Source organism: Imhoffiella purpurea (assembly GCF_000585215.1).
Lineage (GTDB): Bacteria > Pseudomonadota > Gammaproteobacteria > Chromatiales > Chromatiaceae > Imhoffiella > Imhoffiella purpurea.
Map to the genome: position 1 here is coordinate 107,741 of NZ_AONC01000003.1, position 15,074 is coordinate 122,814.

Sequence of the window (15,074 nt, forward strand, 5' to 3'; positions counted from 1 at the left end):
TGCCGCCACCGCATCTGATTCTCAAACACACCCTGCAAACAGGCTCCAGATCGAGTTCTATTACGCCATGTCCAATCCATTGCTCGAACAGCCCGGCCTGCCGGCCTTCAGTCTCATTCGCCCGGAACACATCGAACCGGCCATCGACGACCGTCTCGCCGCCTGCCGCGAGCAGATCGAGCGCCTGACCCAGGGGACCCGGATCCCGACCTGGGAGAACGTCATCGAGCCCCTCGAGGAGATGGACGACACCCTGAGCCGGACCTGGTCCCCGGTCGGACACCTCAACGGCGTGCTCAACGGCGACGCGCTGCGCGCCGCCTACAACGCCTGCCTGCCCAAGCTCAGCGAATACGGCACCGAGGTGGGCCAGAACGAGGCCCTGTTCCACGCCTACCAGGCGGTCGCCGCCCAGGAGCATCTGGACCCGGTCCAGCGCAAGCTGCTCGACAACGCCCTGCGCGACTTCCATCTCTCCGGCGTCGATCTGCCGGCCGAGAAGAAGGCGCGCTACAAGGCCATCAGCCAGGAGATGTCGCAGCTCACCAGCAAGTACTCGGAGAACCTGCTCGACGCGACCAACGCCTGGAGCAAGCTGATCGAGGATCCGGCCATGCTGTCCGGCCTGCCCGAGTCCGCCCTGGGCCTCGCCCGTCAGAACGCCGAGCGCCAGGACAAGGACGGCTGGCTGTTCACCCTCGACATGCCCTCCTATGTCCCGGTCATGACCTATGCCGACGACCGCGACTTCCGCTTCGAGGTCTATCAGGCTTACGGCACCCGCGCCTCGGATCAGGGACCGCACGCCGGCAAGTGGGACAACGGCGAACTGATGGAGCGTATCCTCGCGCTGCGCCACGAGCTGGCCCAGCTGCTCGGCTTCGCCAACTATGCCGAGCGTTCCCTGGCAACCAAGATGGCACGCTCGACCGACGAGGTGCTCGCCTTCCTCGACGACCTGGCCGAGCGATCGGTCCAGCAGGCACGCCAGGAACTGGAAGAGGTGCGCGTCTTCGCCCGCGAGCAGCATGGACTGACCGAACTGGAGCCCTGGGACGTCGCCTATTATTCGGAGAAGCTGCGCGTCCACCGCTACCAGATCGGCCAGGAGGAGCTGCGGCCATACTTCCCCGTCTCCAGGGTCCTGTCCGGTCTCTTCGGCGTGGTCGAACGCCTGTTCGGCATCCGCATCCAGGAGGTTGGCGAATTCGACACCTATCATCCCGACGTCCGCTTCTTCGAGATCCGCGATCTGGAGTCGGGCGCGCTGCGCGGCCAGTTCTATCTCGACCCCTTCGCCCGCCCGAACAAGCGGGGCGGGGCCTGGATGGACGTCTGCACCAACCGCATGCACACCACCAACTGCGACCAGATCCCGGTCGCCTATCTGGTCTGCAACTTCACTCCACCGGTCGGTGACACGCCCTCGCTGCTGACCCACAACGAGGTCGAGACCCTCTTCCACGAGTTCGGCCACGGTCTGCACCACATGCTGACCAAGGTCGACTACCCGGCCGTCTCCGGGATCAACGGAGTCCCCTGGGACGCGGTGGAACTGCCCAGCCAATTCATGGAGAACTGGTGCTGGGAACGCGACTCGCTGGATCTGTTCGCCGCCCACTGGAAGACCGGGGAGGCCATTCCGGAATCGCTCTACGGGCGCATGATCGCCGCCAAGAACTTCCAGTCCGCCATGCAGATGGTGCGTCAGCTGGAGTTCGCCCTGTTCGACTTCCGGATCCATCTGGAGTACGACCCGGAACGCGGCGGACGCATCTACGAGATCCTGGATCAGGTCCGCGAGCGTGTCGCCGTCATCCGCCCGCCCGCCTTTCACCGCTTCGCCCACGGCTTCTCGCACATCTTCTCCGGCGGCTACGCGGCCGGCTACTACAGCTACAAATGGGCCGAGGTGCTCTCGTCCGACGCCTTCTCGCTGTTCGAGGAGAAGGGCGTCTTCGATGTCGACACCGGCCGATCCTTCCTGACCAACATCCTGGAGAAGGGCGGCTCGGAGGACGCCATGGAGCTCTTCGTCCGCTTCCGTGGCCGCGAACCCAACACGGACGCGCTGCTGCGTCATTCGGGGATCGCTGCCTGAGCGGCAGGGGCGACGACGCGACCATGAAATATCAGGATCTACGCGACTTCATCGATCAGCTCGAACAGCGGGGAGAACTCAAGCGCATCCGGCTCGAGGTCGATCCCTATCTCGAGGTGACCGAAATCTGCGACCGCACGCTCCGGGCCGGCGGCCCGGCCCTTCTGTTCGAACGGCCGAAAGGGTCTGAGATCCCCTTGCTGGGCAACCTCTTCGGCACGCCGCGCCGGGTGGCGCTCGGCATGGGCGAGGAATCGGTCGAGGCACTGCGCGAGGTCGGCAAACTGCTGGCCTTCCTCAAGGAGCCCGATCCGCCCAAGGGCATGAGACAGGCATGGGAGACGCTGCCCATCTTCAAGAAGGTGCTGGACATGGCCCCCAAGGTCCGGCGCAACGCGCCCTGCCAGGAGGTCTCCTTCACCGGCGATCAGATCGACCTCGGCTGTCTGCCGATCCAGCACTGCTGGCCGGGCGACGCCGCACCGCTCATCACCTGGGGACTGGTGATCACCCGCGGCCCCGAGAAATCGCGCCAGAACCTGGGCATCTACCGCATGCAGGTGCTCGGCCCCAACCGGGTCATCATGCGCTGGCTGGCGCATCGCGGCGGCGCCCAGGACTATCGCGACTGGCAGCGCGCCCATCCGGGCAAGCCCTTCCCGGTCGCCGTGGCGCTCGGCGCCGATCCGGCCACCATCCTCGGCGCCGTCACACCGGTGCCCGATACCCTCTCGGAATACGCCTTCGCCGGTCTGCTGCGCGGCAGCCGTACCGAGCTGGCCGACTGCCAGGAATCGGACCTGCAGGTTCCGGCCAGCGCCGAGATCGTCCTCGAGGGCCACATCCACCCCGACGACATGGCGCCCGAGGGTCCCTTCGGCGATCACACCGGCTATTACAACGAGGTGGACCGTTTCCCGGTCTTCACCATCGACCGCATCACCCAGCGCCGCGACCCCATCTATCACAGCACCTACACCGGACGTCCGCCGGACGAACCGGCCGTGCTCGGGGTGGCCCTCAACGAGGTCTTCGTTCCCATCCTGCAGAAGCAGTTTCCCGAGATCCAGGACTTCTATCTGCCGCCCGAGGGCTGTTCCTACCGGCTCGCCGTGGTCAGCATCAAGAAGCAATATCCGGGACACGCCAAGCGGGTGATGATGGGGGTCTGGTCCTTCCTGCGCCAGTTCATGTACACCAAGTTCGTCATCGTGGTGGACGAGGACGTCTGCACCCGCGACTGGAAGGACGTCATCTGGGCCATGACCACGCGCATGGACCCGGCGCGCGACACGGTGATGATCGAGAACACCCCGATCGACTATCTGGACTTCGCCTCGCCCGTCTCGGGCCTGGGCTCCAAGATCGGGTTCGACGCGACCAACAAGTGGCAGGGGGAGACGACCCGCGAATGGGGACAGCCGATCCGCATGGACGAGGCGGTTCGGGAACGGGTGGACCGAATCTGGAAGGATCTGGGGATCGGCCCGGAATAGCGGATGGGCAACGAGGCGCGGACGCTTTCCCGCGCCTCGGTCAGGTCAGCGAATCAGTAGCGACCGCCGCCACCGCCTCGCGGACGTTCGGCGCGAGGACGAGCCTCGTTGACGGTCAGTTTGCGCCCTTTCATGTCGGACTCGTTCAGCGCCTTGATGGCCGCATCCGCATCCGAGTTGCTGGGCATGTCCACGAATCCAAAACCCTTGGATTGACCGGAGAATTTGTCCTTGATCACCTCCGCGGACGCCAATTCTCCGAACTCGCCGAAAATGGTTCGCAAATCCTCGTCTGTCACGCTATAGGGCAGATTGCCTACGTAAATCCTCATCTCTCGTTCTCTCGCGCTCATGTGCATTGATCGAATCAATGCTGCCGGCGGCCAACACACAAGCCGACTCGACAGCAACGACATTGATGACGCGGGACGCGTTCCCGGCGACATCAACCATTGGAGGAGCTTCCAACCAACCTGACAACGAGCGCTGGACGCATGAAAACGCAGCGGACCAACCGGAGAATGGGAAGGGGGCGTGCTTGGGAGATCGTCCTGATCCTCGAACCGAAACACGCTTCAGCGAAGAGTGCCGACGATTAGATGGGCGGATTCGGATCCCAAAGGCATACCTCGGACACACGTCCGGAGTGGCATTGGCGCTTGATACTCGCTTCGGCGGTTCGGGATCCTGGCAATAGCCGCGATTGGGTCTAAGGAAAAGCTAGTGGATCCGGGGCATTGCGTCAACCGGGATAGAGATAAAAAAACCTAATAACCCTAATGACATTCCTAGTCCTTGGGTACCCATCGTCTCCGCATCGAAGCCCGCCTTGCGGATGGACGCGACCAGAAGGGCCGCCTCCAAAGGGCCGCGGCGAATCCCGACCAGCCCCGGCTCAAGGTCGGGCGTCGCCGCCTCGACCCACTCGAATCCCTCGAGCGTCTCGCGAACGCTGGACACGCAATGCCGACAGAGGCGGCATCCGGGTCGGCAAGACCGTTCAATCCAGACCGCAGGCGCTCAGCCCCTCGGCCAGGGTCGGATAACGCAGCTCGACGCCCAGTTCCTCGCACAGCTTGCGGTTCGACAGACGCCGCGACTCGCCCATGTAGGACATCATGCCGGCCGACAGCCGGCCTTCGGCCTCGGCCAGCGAGATGAGCGGCGGCGGGTCGAGACCGGCGGCCTCGGCGACCTGCAGGAAATAGTCCGTCATACTGCTTGGATGACCGTCGCTCACGTTGTAGACGGCACCGTTCGGGCCCTTATCCATGGCCGCCAGGCAGACGCTCACCAGATCCTCCACATGGATGCGGTTGGTATAGGGCGCCTCCTCGGCCCGGACCATGGGCACGGCGCGGCGGATGCGCTCCAGCGGCAGCCGATCGGGTCCATAGATGCCGCCCACGCGCAGCACCACCAGTTCGCCGCCGCGCGACCGGCTCCAGTCCCGCAGTCGCTCCTCGGCATCCAGACGGCGGTACGATCGGTCCTGGGTGGGGCCGACCGGGTGCGTCTCGTCGACCCAGCCGCCACCGCAATCGCCATAGACGCCCGTGGTGCTGAGATAGAGGAGACGCTCGGGCTGGCCGTGCCGCTCGAAGGCATCGACCAGACGCCGGACCGAGGAGTCCTCGAGGCCCTGACCGGACGGAGGAGCGAGATAGAAGATCCGGGCGCCCGCGAGCGGCAAGCCGTCCGGCTCATCCACGGCGAGATCGCAGCGCAGAGCCGGAATCCCGGCCGCCTCGAGCCGGGCCAGCCCGGCCTCGCTGCGGACCACGCCCACGACCCTCTCGCCGCGATCGAGATACTGGCGCGCGAGTCGGACACCCACGTATCCACAGCCGATGATGATGGTATTCGTCATAGTCCGAAGTCCGTCTTGAGTCTCCGAGAAACGGCGCATGATGGCTCAGATCGCGGGGTATTTGGAACCGCCGGACGCCCCATCCCAGACCGACCGCGCGCCTCCGGCATCCGGGATCGCCTCGGACAGGGCCGAGTCCCCGGTCCTTGCCGGAACGGCCGCCAGCCTGCAGAATCCAACGCCGGATCCGATCTCCGCCGGTTTCAGAGGTACCCCCACATGGCTCCAAGCCTTCGCGCCCTCGCGCTCGGGGCGCTCGTCCTGGTCGCGGCGGCGTCCTGCTCGACCGGACAGGTCAGCTCGGTCTGGAGCGACGTTTCCCGATCCGCGACGCCCTATCGCAGCCTCGTCATCTTCGGCCTCACCGACAACCCGAAGGTCCGGCAGGCCATGGAGGACAACTTCATCTCGGCACTCGCGCCGCGCGGCGTCAAGACCCATCCGAGCCACCACCTGATCGGCGAATCCAGCCTCGCGCGCATGACCAGGGTACGCCATGCGGTGGCCATGTCCGGTGCCGAGGGGGTCGTCGTGACCCATCTGATCGCGGAGGAGACGACGGACAGCCTGCCGCCATCCCGCCTGAGCGCGATTCCCGATCGCTACGAGGATCTGGAGGAGTATTTCGGGCGCACCTACCGTCAGGTGTGCGCACCCGACTACTATGCGGGCTACCGGGCGCTGCGGCTGGAGAGCAACCTCTACGATGCCGAGACCCGCAGGCTGGTCTGGACCGGGCGCTCGCGCCGGCTCGATCCGGCCTCGGAGGAGATCACCATCAGCGAGGTGATCGCCACCATGGTCGATCAGCTGGAGGCCGACGGATTCGTACCCGCCTCACCCGAGTCCGGAGGCCAGCTCGCGGAGTGATTCGAGGATCGAGGCGTCCTGGGCGCGCTCGGCGACGAGCACGACCTCGAACCCGAGCCCGAGCGCGGTCTCGCGGGTACGCTCGGCGATCACCACCAGGGGCGTCGCCAGCAAGGGCGCCCGTCCCTCGGGTCCCAGCATCTCGGCCAGATTGAGCAGGACCGCGTCACTGGTCGCCATCACCAGATCCACGTCCCGGGACCAGTTCGCCAGCAGCGCAGCCGGATCCACCGCGGGCCGCACCCGCCGATAGACCTCGGCGTAATGCACCTCGGCGCCGCGCTCGGCCATGGCATTGGCGAAGAGCCCGCGCCCGCCCTCGCCGCGCACGATCAGGACGCGCCGACCGCGCATGTCGGCCAGCTCGGGCATCTCCAGCAGCGCCTCGCTCTCGTAGCGCTCGCTCGGCACCAGGTCCGGCCCGCGGCCGGACTCGGCCAGCGCCAGGGCGGTTCCCCGACCCACGGCGGCGAGCCGCTCCACCTTCGGCCAGGTGCCGTCGGCGACCAGCGCCAGCGCCTGCTCGACCGCGTTGCGGCTGACGAAATACATGAGATCCCAGGATTCGGCCAGCAGGGCCGTCGCCCGAGGATCCCGCGTGGGCTCGATCTCGATGGTCGGAAAGCGCAGCGCGCGACCGCCCGCGGATTCGATCAGGCGACAGAGCTCGTCGGCCTGGCCCGCCGGGCGGGTCACCAGGACCCCGCGACCCGCCAGATCGGAATGGGCGCTCATTCAGTGCTCCATCAAGGCGCTCAGGATCTCGTCGGCGCCCTGGGACAGCAGATCCTCGGCGACGCGGGTGCCGATGGACTCGGCCTCGGAGCGCGGACCCTCCAGCTCGGCGCGCAGCATGCGGCTGCCGTCCGGGCTGCCGACCAGACCGCGCAGGAAGAGACGGTCGCCGTCGAGCACCGCATGTCCGGCGATCGGAACCTGGCAGCCGCCGTTCAGACGCGCGTTCATGCCACGCTCGGCCAGAACCCGGTCGGCGGTATCGAGGTGATGGAGCGGCGCGATCAGATCGTTGACGCGCGGATCCTCGCTGCGGCACTCGATGCCGATGGCGCCCTGACCGATCGCCGGCAGGCTGAGCCCGGTCTCGATGCGGCTGCGGATGCGGTCCTCGAACCCGAGGCGCACCAGTCCGGCGGCGGCCAGGATGATGGCGTCGTAGTCGCCCGCGTCCAGCTTGGCCAGCCGGGTGTTGACGTTGCCGCGCAGCGGCTCGATGCGCAGATCGGGACGCCTGTCGGCGATCTGGCACTGACGACGCAGGCTGGAGGTGCCGACGCAGGCGCCCTGGGGAAGATCCTCGATCTTCTCGTACTTGTTGGACACGAAGGCGTCGCGCGGATCCTCGCGTTCCATGATGACCGCCAGATGCAGCCCCTCCGGGAAATCGACCGGGACGTCCTTCATGGAATGAACGGCGATGTCGGCCTGCCCCTCCAGCATCCCCTGCTCGAGCTCCTTGACGAACAACCCCTTGCCGCCGACCTTGGCCAATGGCGCATCGAGGATCTTGTCTCCCTTGGTGGTCATCCCGATGATCTCGATCGCGAGATCCGGATAGCGCGCCTTCAGGAGTGCGGCTGTGTGCTCGGCCTGCCACATGGCCAGTGGGGATTTACGGGTGGCGATACGAATGCTGTTCGACATGTTGGATCCTGGAACTCACTTCAGAAAATAGCGCCCTCTTAGGCGATGGGCTCGCGCGACGCGGCGCGATTGTGCCACATGACCGGATTTTGTCACATGACCGACCGAAACGCCTCACTATTCGGCCGATCCTCGGTATGCAGCCACAGGACGTGGCGATCGAAGCCGGGAAAGGCCGGCACCGCGATCAGGGCGCTGGAACGGGTTCCGAAACCATCGGCATCGTTCTCGAGCCACATGGCCGCCTGACCGGCGGCCTCGTCCGATCCGAGCAGCGCGGACCACTCGGACCAGTCGCCCCGTTCGGGGTCGGGCACGGCGGCGGACTCGAAGCGTGCCCGATAGGCCGCGACACGGGGATGGTCGGGATCGTCCAGCTCCGTGCTGCTGAGCAGATGCAGCCCGGGCGGAATCGGGATCGCCTGGATTGGACGATCGCCGTCATGACGCATCCAATAGGCCGAGCGCGGATCCGCGACCACCAGATTGAATGGACGATAGGCCTCCGGATGGAGGTCGGCCAGCGCCTCGGCGGCGGTCTCGGCCTCGGCGTGATCGAGCGCCTCCAGCACCAGCTCGCCCCGCGAGCGCTTGCCCTCCAGGGGGCCGAGCGTCCCCTCGCGATTCATGACCGCGGCCACCAGGCCATGATCGTTGACGCCCAGCCAGCTGCCGCCGCCGAGCAGGTCGATCCCGCCGAGGATCTCGGGCCGATCGGGCCAGTGGCGGGCCGGAGACAGCGCCCGGCGCCCGGCGCGCTCATCGCGATTGGCCGCGACCAGCAGCGGCCAGGATGTCTCGGGACGTCTTAGAATGACCAGTGTGCACATGATTTGAGAGCTACCAGCTACCGGCGATTGTTTTCCTGCATTTCGCGTGTCGGGGAAGTCGTTGGCAAGCAGCCCGGATAGCTGGCCGCTGGAAACTGGAAGCTGGCGGCTACACACATCAATTCAGTTCGGCGAAACGGCGCTTGACCTTGAGGATCTTGCTTGCGACGGTCTTGTGCAGCAGGTTGAAGACCTTGCGCTGGGCCGCCCGGTTGTTGCTGTTGGGTTCACCGAGCAATTCGAGCCGGGCCTGGAAATAGGCCATGTCCGCCTCCAATCGTGCTAGGCGGATACGCTGACGCTTGCGCTCGTCGGCCTCGGCCGAGATGTCTGGGTTATCCATGCAGCACGTGCTCGCGTTCGGAGCTGAAACCGGATTCGATCTTCTTCTGTGGTTCAGGGATCGGCGACGCGCCTTCGGCCCCGTGCATCGAGTGTAGCGAGGGGCGAGAGCGCCGCGCACTCGACAGGCGCGGGACGTGGATCCGGGTCCGCCACGGATCCCGTCCGCCATCCGTCTAGTATGCGGCAAAGCGGCTTCCTTGTGCGCGTTTCGTGCCGATCGCGACGATTGGCGGCCTCGTGTCCAGAAAAGGCGCGATTATGTTATAACCGGCTGCCTTAAATACGAAAATCCACCAAAGGAAAATAAATACAGAGCATGAGCACGATCCTAGAGTTGTTTAGGAGTTCCGGCGCCCTCTATGGAGGCAACGCGGATTTCATCGAAGATCTCTACGAGCGTTACCTGATCGACCCGGACAGCATCGATCTGGCCTGGCGGGCACGCTTCGACGGCCTGCGTCAGGCCGCCGCCAACGAGCCGACCGGCCCCGAGGCGCCCCACGGACCGGTCCGAGAGAACTTCCTGCGACTCGCCCAGGAAAGCCGCTCACGCGCGCGCACACGCTCGGTCGCGCATCTGGAGCCCGCCGCGGCCGAAAAGCAGTCGGCGGTCCTGAGCCTGATCAACGGCTACCGCTATCGCGGACATCAGGTCGCGGACATCGACCCCATCCGGCTGCGCGAACCGCCCAAGATCGCCGACCTGGACCCGGCCTATCACAACCTGGGTCCGGAGGACATGGAGCAGACCTTCCACACGGGCTCGCTCTATGCGCCGGACCGCATGCCGCTCAACGCCATCATCGCCATGGTCGAGGAGACCTACTGCGGCACGGTCGGCTCCGAGTACATGCACATCACCAACACCCAGGAGAAGCGCTGGATCCAGAAACGTCTGGAGGGCTACCGCGCCAGGCCCGAGCTGGATGCCGCCGACCGCCGCTGGCTGCTGACCCTGCTGACCGCCGCCGAGGGCATCGAGAAATATCTGCACCAGCGCTACGTCGGCCAGAAGCGCTTCTCGCTCGAGGGCGGCGACGCCCTCATTCCTATGCTCGACGAACTCATCCAGCGCGCCGGCCGCAAGGGCCAGAAGGAGATCGTCATCGGCATGGCCCATCGCGGCCGCCTCAACGTGCTGACCAACATCTTCGGCAAGCCGCCGCACGACATCTTCGACGAGTTCGAGGGACGCGTTCACATCGACTGGCGCCAGATGGCGGGCGACGTCAAGTACCACATGGGCTTCGCGACCGACGTCGAGACCCCCGGCGGCATCGTCCACCTGGCGCTCGGCTTCAACCCCTCGCACCTCGAGATCATCAACCCGGTCATCGAGGGCTCGGTGCGCGCCCGCCAGCGCCGCTGGCGCGACCGCACCGGCGATCTGGTGCTCCCCGTGCTGATCCACGGCGACGCCGCCTTCGCCGGCCAGGGCGTGGTGACGGAGACGCTGCAGCTCTCGCAGACGCGCAGCTACTCGACCGGCGGCACGGTCCACATCGTCATCAACAACCAGATCGGCTTCACCACCAGCCATCCGCTCGACACCCGCTCGACGCCCTACTGCACCGACGTCTCCAAGATGGTCCAGGCACCGGTCTTCCACGTCAACGGCGACGACCCCGAGGCGGTCATCTTCGTCACCCGACTGGCGCTGGACTTCCGCAACCAGTTCCACAAGGACGTCATCATCGACCTCATCTGCTACCGCCGGCTCGGCCACAACGAGGCCGACGAGCCGGCGGTCACCCAGCCGATGATGTACAAGAAGATCCGCCAGCATCCGACCCAGCGCGCCGTCTACGCCGACCGCCTGGTCGCCGACGGACTCATCACCCAGGAGCAGGCGCAGCGCATGGTCGAGGACTATCGCGACTCGATCGAACAGGGCGTGGTCATCGCCCGGCCGGTGCTCTGCGGGCTCGATCACGCCTCGCGCGTGGATTGGTCCTTCTGTCACGGCACCAGCTGGAATCAGGACGTGGACACGGGCGTGCCGCTCGAGAAGCTCCAGGAGCTCACCGAGCGCATGCTGCAGCTGCCCGAGGGCTTCGAGCTGCACCCCCGCGTCGAGAAGCTCTGGGACGAGCGGCGCAAGATGATCCACGGCGACCAGCTGCTCAACTGGGGCTATGCCGAGAACATGGCCTACGCCACACTGCTTGAGGCCGGCATCCCGATCCGCCTGTCCGGCCAGGACGTGGGGCGCGGCACCTTCTTCCACCGTCACGCCAAGATCCACGACCAGGTGACCGGTGACTCCTACACCCCGCTGCAACACCTGGGCGAGCACCAAGGCGCCTTCATCGCCATCGACTCCATCCTCTCCGAGGAGGCGGTGCTCGGCTACGAATACGGCTTCGCGACCGCCGAGCCGCACGCGCTCACGCTCTGGGAGGCCCAGTTCGGCGACTTCGCCAACGGCGCCCAGGTCGTCATCGATCAGTTCATCACCTCGGCCGGCACCAAATGGGGCCTCTGCTGCGGGCTCGTCATGCTGCTGCCGCACGGCCTGGAGGGCCAGGGCGCCGAGCATTCCTCGGCGCGGCTCGAGCGCTTCCTGCAGCTGTGCGCGGACCACAACATCCAGGTCTGCGTTCCGACCACGCCGGCCCAAATGTTCCACCTGCTGCGCCGTCAGATGATCCGCAACTACCGCAAGCCGCTGATCGTCATGACGCCCAAGAGCCTGCTGCGCCATCGGCTCGCCGTCTCCTCGCTGGAGGACCTCACCAAGGGCCAGTATCAGACCATCCTGCCCGAGGCGGACCCCATCGACCCGGCCGGCGTCGAGCGTCTGGTCTTCTGCAGCGGCAAGGTCTACTACGACCTGCTGGAGGCAAGACGGGCACGCGGCCAGACCGACGTGGCCATCCTGCGCATCGAGCAGCTCTACCCCTTCCCCAAGGAGCAGTTCGCGGCCGTCATCGAGCAGTACGCCGCCACCGAGGAGATCGTCTGGTGCCAGGAGGAGCCCCAGAACCAGGGCGCCTGGGACCAGATCAAGCATCGCTTCCACACCCTCATCCAGGATGGGAAACGACCCTACTACGTCGGCCGTCCCGCCTCGGCGGCGCCGGCCGTCGGTCACCGTGCCGCGCACGTCGAGCAGCATGAGCGTCTGATCGACGAGGCGTTGAGCGGCCGCTACAACCCGAGCATGAACAAAAGGATCCCGCCCCAATGACCCTTGAAGTCCGCGTACCCACCCTCCCCGAGTCCGTCTCCGACGCCACGGTCCTGACCTGGCACAAAGGGCCAGGCGAACGGGTCGAGGAGGCCGAGAACCTGGTGGATCTGGAAACCGACAAGGTGGTGCTCGAGGTTCCGGCACCCGTGGCCGGCGTTCTGAGCGACATCCTGGCCAAGGAAGGCGAAACCGTCGAGGCGGATACCGTGCTCGCCATGATCGAGGAAGGCGCCGGGGCCAGTTCTCGGCCTCCAGCTCCCAGCGACCAGCCGGAGAGCGGAACACAGCCGCAGGTGACGCCCTCGGCGCGCCGGCTGGTCAAGGAGATGAATCTGGATCCGCACCAGATCCCGGGAAGCGGCCGGGATGGCCGCATCCAGAAGGCCGACGTGCTCGCCTTCCTCGACGAGCGCGAGGCGGCGGAGCCGGAGCAGCCGCCCCGCCAGACAGCGGCGGAGGCGGAGGAGGTCGAGATCAACGCCCTGCCCCGCCCCAACCTCTCGGGCGAGGCCGGCCGGCCCGAACAGCGGGTGCCCATGACCCGTCTGCGCGCGCGCATCGCCGAGCGTCTGATCCAGGCCCAGCAGCACGCCGCCCTGCTGACCACCTTCAACGAGGTCAACCTGCGCGCGGTCATGGATCTGCGCACCAAGTACCGCGACCAGTTCGAGGCACGCCACGGCGTGCGCCTGGGCTTCATGTCCTTCTTCGTCAAGGCCGCGGTCGAGGCGCTGCAGCGCTTCCCGGTGATCAACGCCTCGGTCGACGGCAGCGACATCATCTATCACGGCTATTACGACATCGGCATCGCCGTCAGCTCGCCGCGCGGGCTGGTGGTCCCCATCCTGCGCAACTGCGACCAGCTCAGCATGGCCGACGTCGAGCAGGGCATCGCCGAGTTCGGCCAGAAGGCCAAGGACGGAAGCCTGAGCTATGAGGAGCTCACCGGCGGCACCTTCTCCATCACCAACGGCGGCGTCTTCGGCTCGCTGCTCTCGACGCCCATCCTGAATCCGCCGCAGAGCGCCATCCTCGGCATGCACAAGATCCAGGAGCGCCCCGTGGTGGAGAACGGACAGATCGTCGCCGCCCCCATGATGTACCTGGCCCTGACCTACGACCACCGCATCGTCGACGGCCGCGAGGCGGTCCAGTTCCTGGTGACCATCAAGGACGCACTAGAGGATCCGGCGCGCCTGCTGCTGAAGGTCTGATCCAGATTCCGGGTGCCCCTCGACGTCGGGCACCCGGCCCCACACCGGATCAAACCGCTTGTCATCGCAGCCCTTTTCGGTGACACTCGGGCCATGAGTCACCCCTTCCCCAAACCCATGCACCTCGACGTCCTGAGCCGCGTCCGCCGCTGGCCCAGCCGTTTCCGCGTGCCCTGGTGACCTAGAGCCCCTCTTCCGAGCGCTCAGCAGATTCCCCCCAAGGCCGCGGCATCCACCCCGCGGCCTTTTTCGTTCCCCAACCACCTGCAGGAGGTATCGAGTGTCCGTACCGGCGGCCTTCATCGGCGTGGTGCTCATCTGGGCCACCACGCCACTGGCGATCAAATGGAGCAGCGAATCCGGCGGATTCCTGTTCGGCGTCACCGCGCGCATGCTGATCGGCGTCTTCGTCTGTCTGGTCCTGGTCGCACTCATGAGCCGCCGCATGCGCTGGCATCGCAACGCCAGCCTCACCTACGTCGCCGCCGGGCTCGGGATCTGGGGCGCCATGACCAGCGTCTACTGGGCCTCCCAGTTCATCCCATCCGGACTGGTCTCGGTGCTGTTCGGACTGACCCCGATCGCGACCGCCGTGATGGCGGCGCTCTGGCTCGGCGAACAAGCCCTCACCCCATCGCGTCTGCTCGGCATCGGGCTCGGCATCGCCGGGCTCTCGCTGATCCTGGGCCAGGGCGTGGCGCTCGGCGGTCATGCCCTGCTCGGCATCGCCGGCGTGCTGCTCTCGGTGCTGATCCACTCGGGGAGCGCGGTCTGGGTCAAGCGCATCGGTGCCCGGCTGCATCCGCTCGAGACCACGACCGGGGCGCTGCTGATCGCCGTGCCGCTCTTCGTCGTCTCCTGGTCGCTGTTCGACGGTCAGCCGCCGGCGGCGATCGGCCCGCGCGCCTTCTGGTCGATCCTCTATCTGGCGGTGCTCGGCTCGGTGGTGGGGTTCATCCTCTACTACTACGTGCTGCACCGGATGCAGGCCAGCCGGGTCGCGCTCGTCACCCTCATCACGCCCGTTCTGGCGCTACTGCTCGGTCAGATGCTCAACGACGAGGTCCTGACCCTGCGCACCTGGATCGGCAGCGCGGCCGTGCTGGGCGGACTGGCCTGCTTCGAATGGGGAGAGACGCTGCAGCGGCGGCTGATTCAGTCCTGTCAGCCTCCTCGTTGATAGAATCGAGAAAACTCGGACGGCACTTCCGATGTGGATCGGGCCAATGACCGCTTCGCCGATTTGGTCACGCCATGCAGACACAGACGAGAAGCGCCGTTCACACCCCGCTCGCGATACGCCAGAAAGCGCGATCCTTTCGCGCACGCACGGCTCTGATCTAGGCGGAGCATGGCGACCAGGCCCTCTCGGTCTCCATGCTGCCGCCTTCCGCTCTTTGGAAGTAAGCGTTCAGACCCTCCTCCTCCCTTGGGGACGTGAAGACAGACGGGCTCCGCTATGGCAAAGTCAAAACCACGACCTAAACGACGCC

At 66.2% G+C, this 15,074-nt stretch carries 12 protein-coding genes; 6 read left to right on the forward strand and 6 right to left on the reverse strand.

From position 1 onward, the window contains the following. Nucleotides 1-67: 67 nt before the first annotated feature. Entirely contained in the window at nucleotides 68-2,101 is a 2,034-nt protein-coding gene (prlC, locus tag D779_RS01570) for an oligopeptidase A (protein WP_043748382.1), read from the forward strand. Between the two features lie 23 nt (nucleotides 2,102-2,124). Further along, nucleotides 2,125-3,597, forward strand: coding sequence for a 4-hydroxy-3-polyprenylbenzoate decarboxylase (gene ubiD / locus D779_RS01575; RefSeq protein ID WP_043748384.1), 1,473 nt, complete (start codon nucleotides 2,125-2,127; stop codon nucleotides 3,595-3,597). Nucleotides 3,598-3,650: 53 nt separating this feature from the next. Here the strand turns inward: ubiD and D779_RS01580 are convergent, their stop codons facing one another. Further along, nucleotides 3,651-3,929 carry an RNA recognition motif domain-containing protein gene (locus D779_RS01580; protein ID WP_043748386.1) on the reverse strand — a complete coding sequence of 93 codons (279 nt, stop codon included), beginning with the start codon at nucleotides 3,927-3,929 and terminating at the stop codon, nucleotides 3,651-3,653. 668 nt (nucleotides 3,930-4,597) lie between these two features. Continuing rightward, nucleotides 4,598-5,467, reverse strand: coding sequence for an SDR family oxidoreductase (locus tag D779_RS01590; protein WP_043748391.1), 870 nt, complete (start codon nucleotides 5,465-5,467; stop codon nucleotides 4,598-4,600). Nucleotides 5,468-5,686: 219 nt separating this feature from the next. On the opposite strand from D779_RS01590, the gene D779_RS01595 reads away from it, so the two are divergent. Further along, nucleotides 5,687-6,337, forward strand: a complete 651-nt coding sequence (locus D779_RS01595; protein ID WP_043748394.1) for a hypothetical protein — start codon at nucleotides 5,687-5,689, stop codon at nucleotides 6,335-6,337. On the opposite strand, the gene D779_RS01600 is transcribed toward D779_RS01595, so the two are convergent. The 4 genes from D779_RS01600 to D779_RS01615 form a co-directional block, all read right to left on the reverse strand. After that, a complete protein-coding gene (locus D779_RS01600; protein ID WP_043748397.1) occupies nucleotides 6,305-7,072 on the reverse strand; it encodes a uroporphyrinogen-III synthase in 768 nt (255 codons plus the stop codon). The genes D779_RS01595 and D779_RS01600 overlap by 33 nt on opposite strands. Next, a complete protein-coding gene (gene hemC, locus D779_RS01605; protein ID WP_043748399.1) occupies nucleotides 7,073-7,999 on the reverse strand; it encodes a hydroxymethylbilane synthase in 927 nt (308 codons plus the stop codon). It lies immediately after the preceding gene. 92 nt (nucleotides 8,000-8,091) lie between these two features. Next, on the reverse strand, nucleotides 8,092-8,829 hold the full coding sequence (locus D779_RS01610; protein WP_043748403.1) for an NRDE family protein: 738 nt from the start codon (nucleotides 8,827-8,829) through the stop codon (nucleotides 8,092-8,094). 118 nt (nucleotides 8,830-8,947) lie between these two features. Next, a complete protein-coding gene (locus D779_RS01615; protein ID WP_043748407.1) occupies nucleotides 8,948-9,172 on the reverse strand; it encodes a hypothetical protein in 225 nt (74 codons plus the stop codon). 318 nt (nucleotides 9,173-9,490) lie between these two features. Here D779_RS01615 and D779_RS01620 point away from each other — a divergent pair, with 318 nt between their 5' ends. The 3 genes from D779_RS01620 to D779_RS01630 all read left to right on the forward strand — a co-directional run bounded on the left by D779_RS01620 (nucleotide 9,491) and on the right by D779_RS01630 (nucleotide 14,761). Then, entirely contained in the window at nucleotides 9,491-12,364 is a 2,874-nt protein-coding gene (locus D779_RS01620) for a 2-oxoglutarate dehydrogenase E1 component (protein WP_043748415.1), read from the forward strand. Continuing rightward, nucleotides 12,361-13,581, forward strand: coding sequence for a 2-oxoglutarate dehydrogenase complex dihydrolipoyllysine-residue succinyltransferase (gene odhB / locus D779_RS01625; RefSeq protein WP_043748418.1), 1,221 nt, complete (start codon nucleotides 12,361-12,363; stop codon nucleotides 13,579-13,581). The genes D779_RS01620 and odhB overlap by 4 nt, the downstream gene beginning before the upstream one ends. A 280-nt stretch (nucleotides 13,582-13,861) precedes the next feature. Next, entirely contained in the window at nucleotides 13,862-14,761 is a 900-nt protein-coding gene (locus D779_RS01630; protein ID WP_043748421.1) for a DMT family transporter, read from the forward strand. Nucleotides 14,762-15,074: the final 313 nt, after the last annotated feature.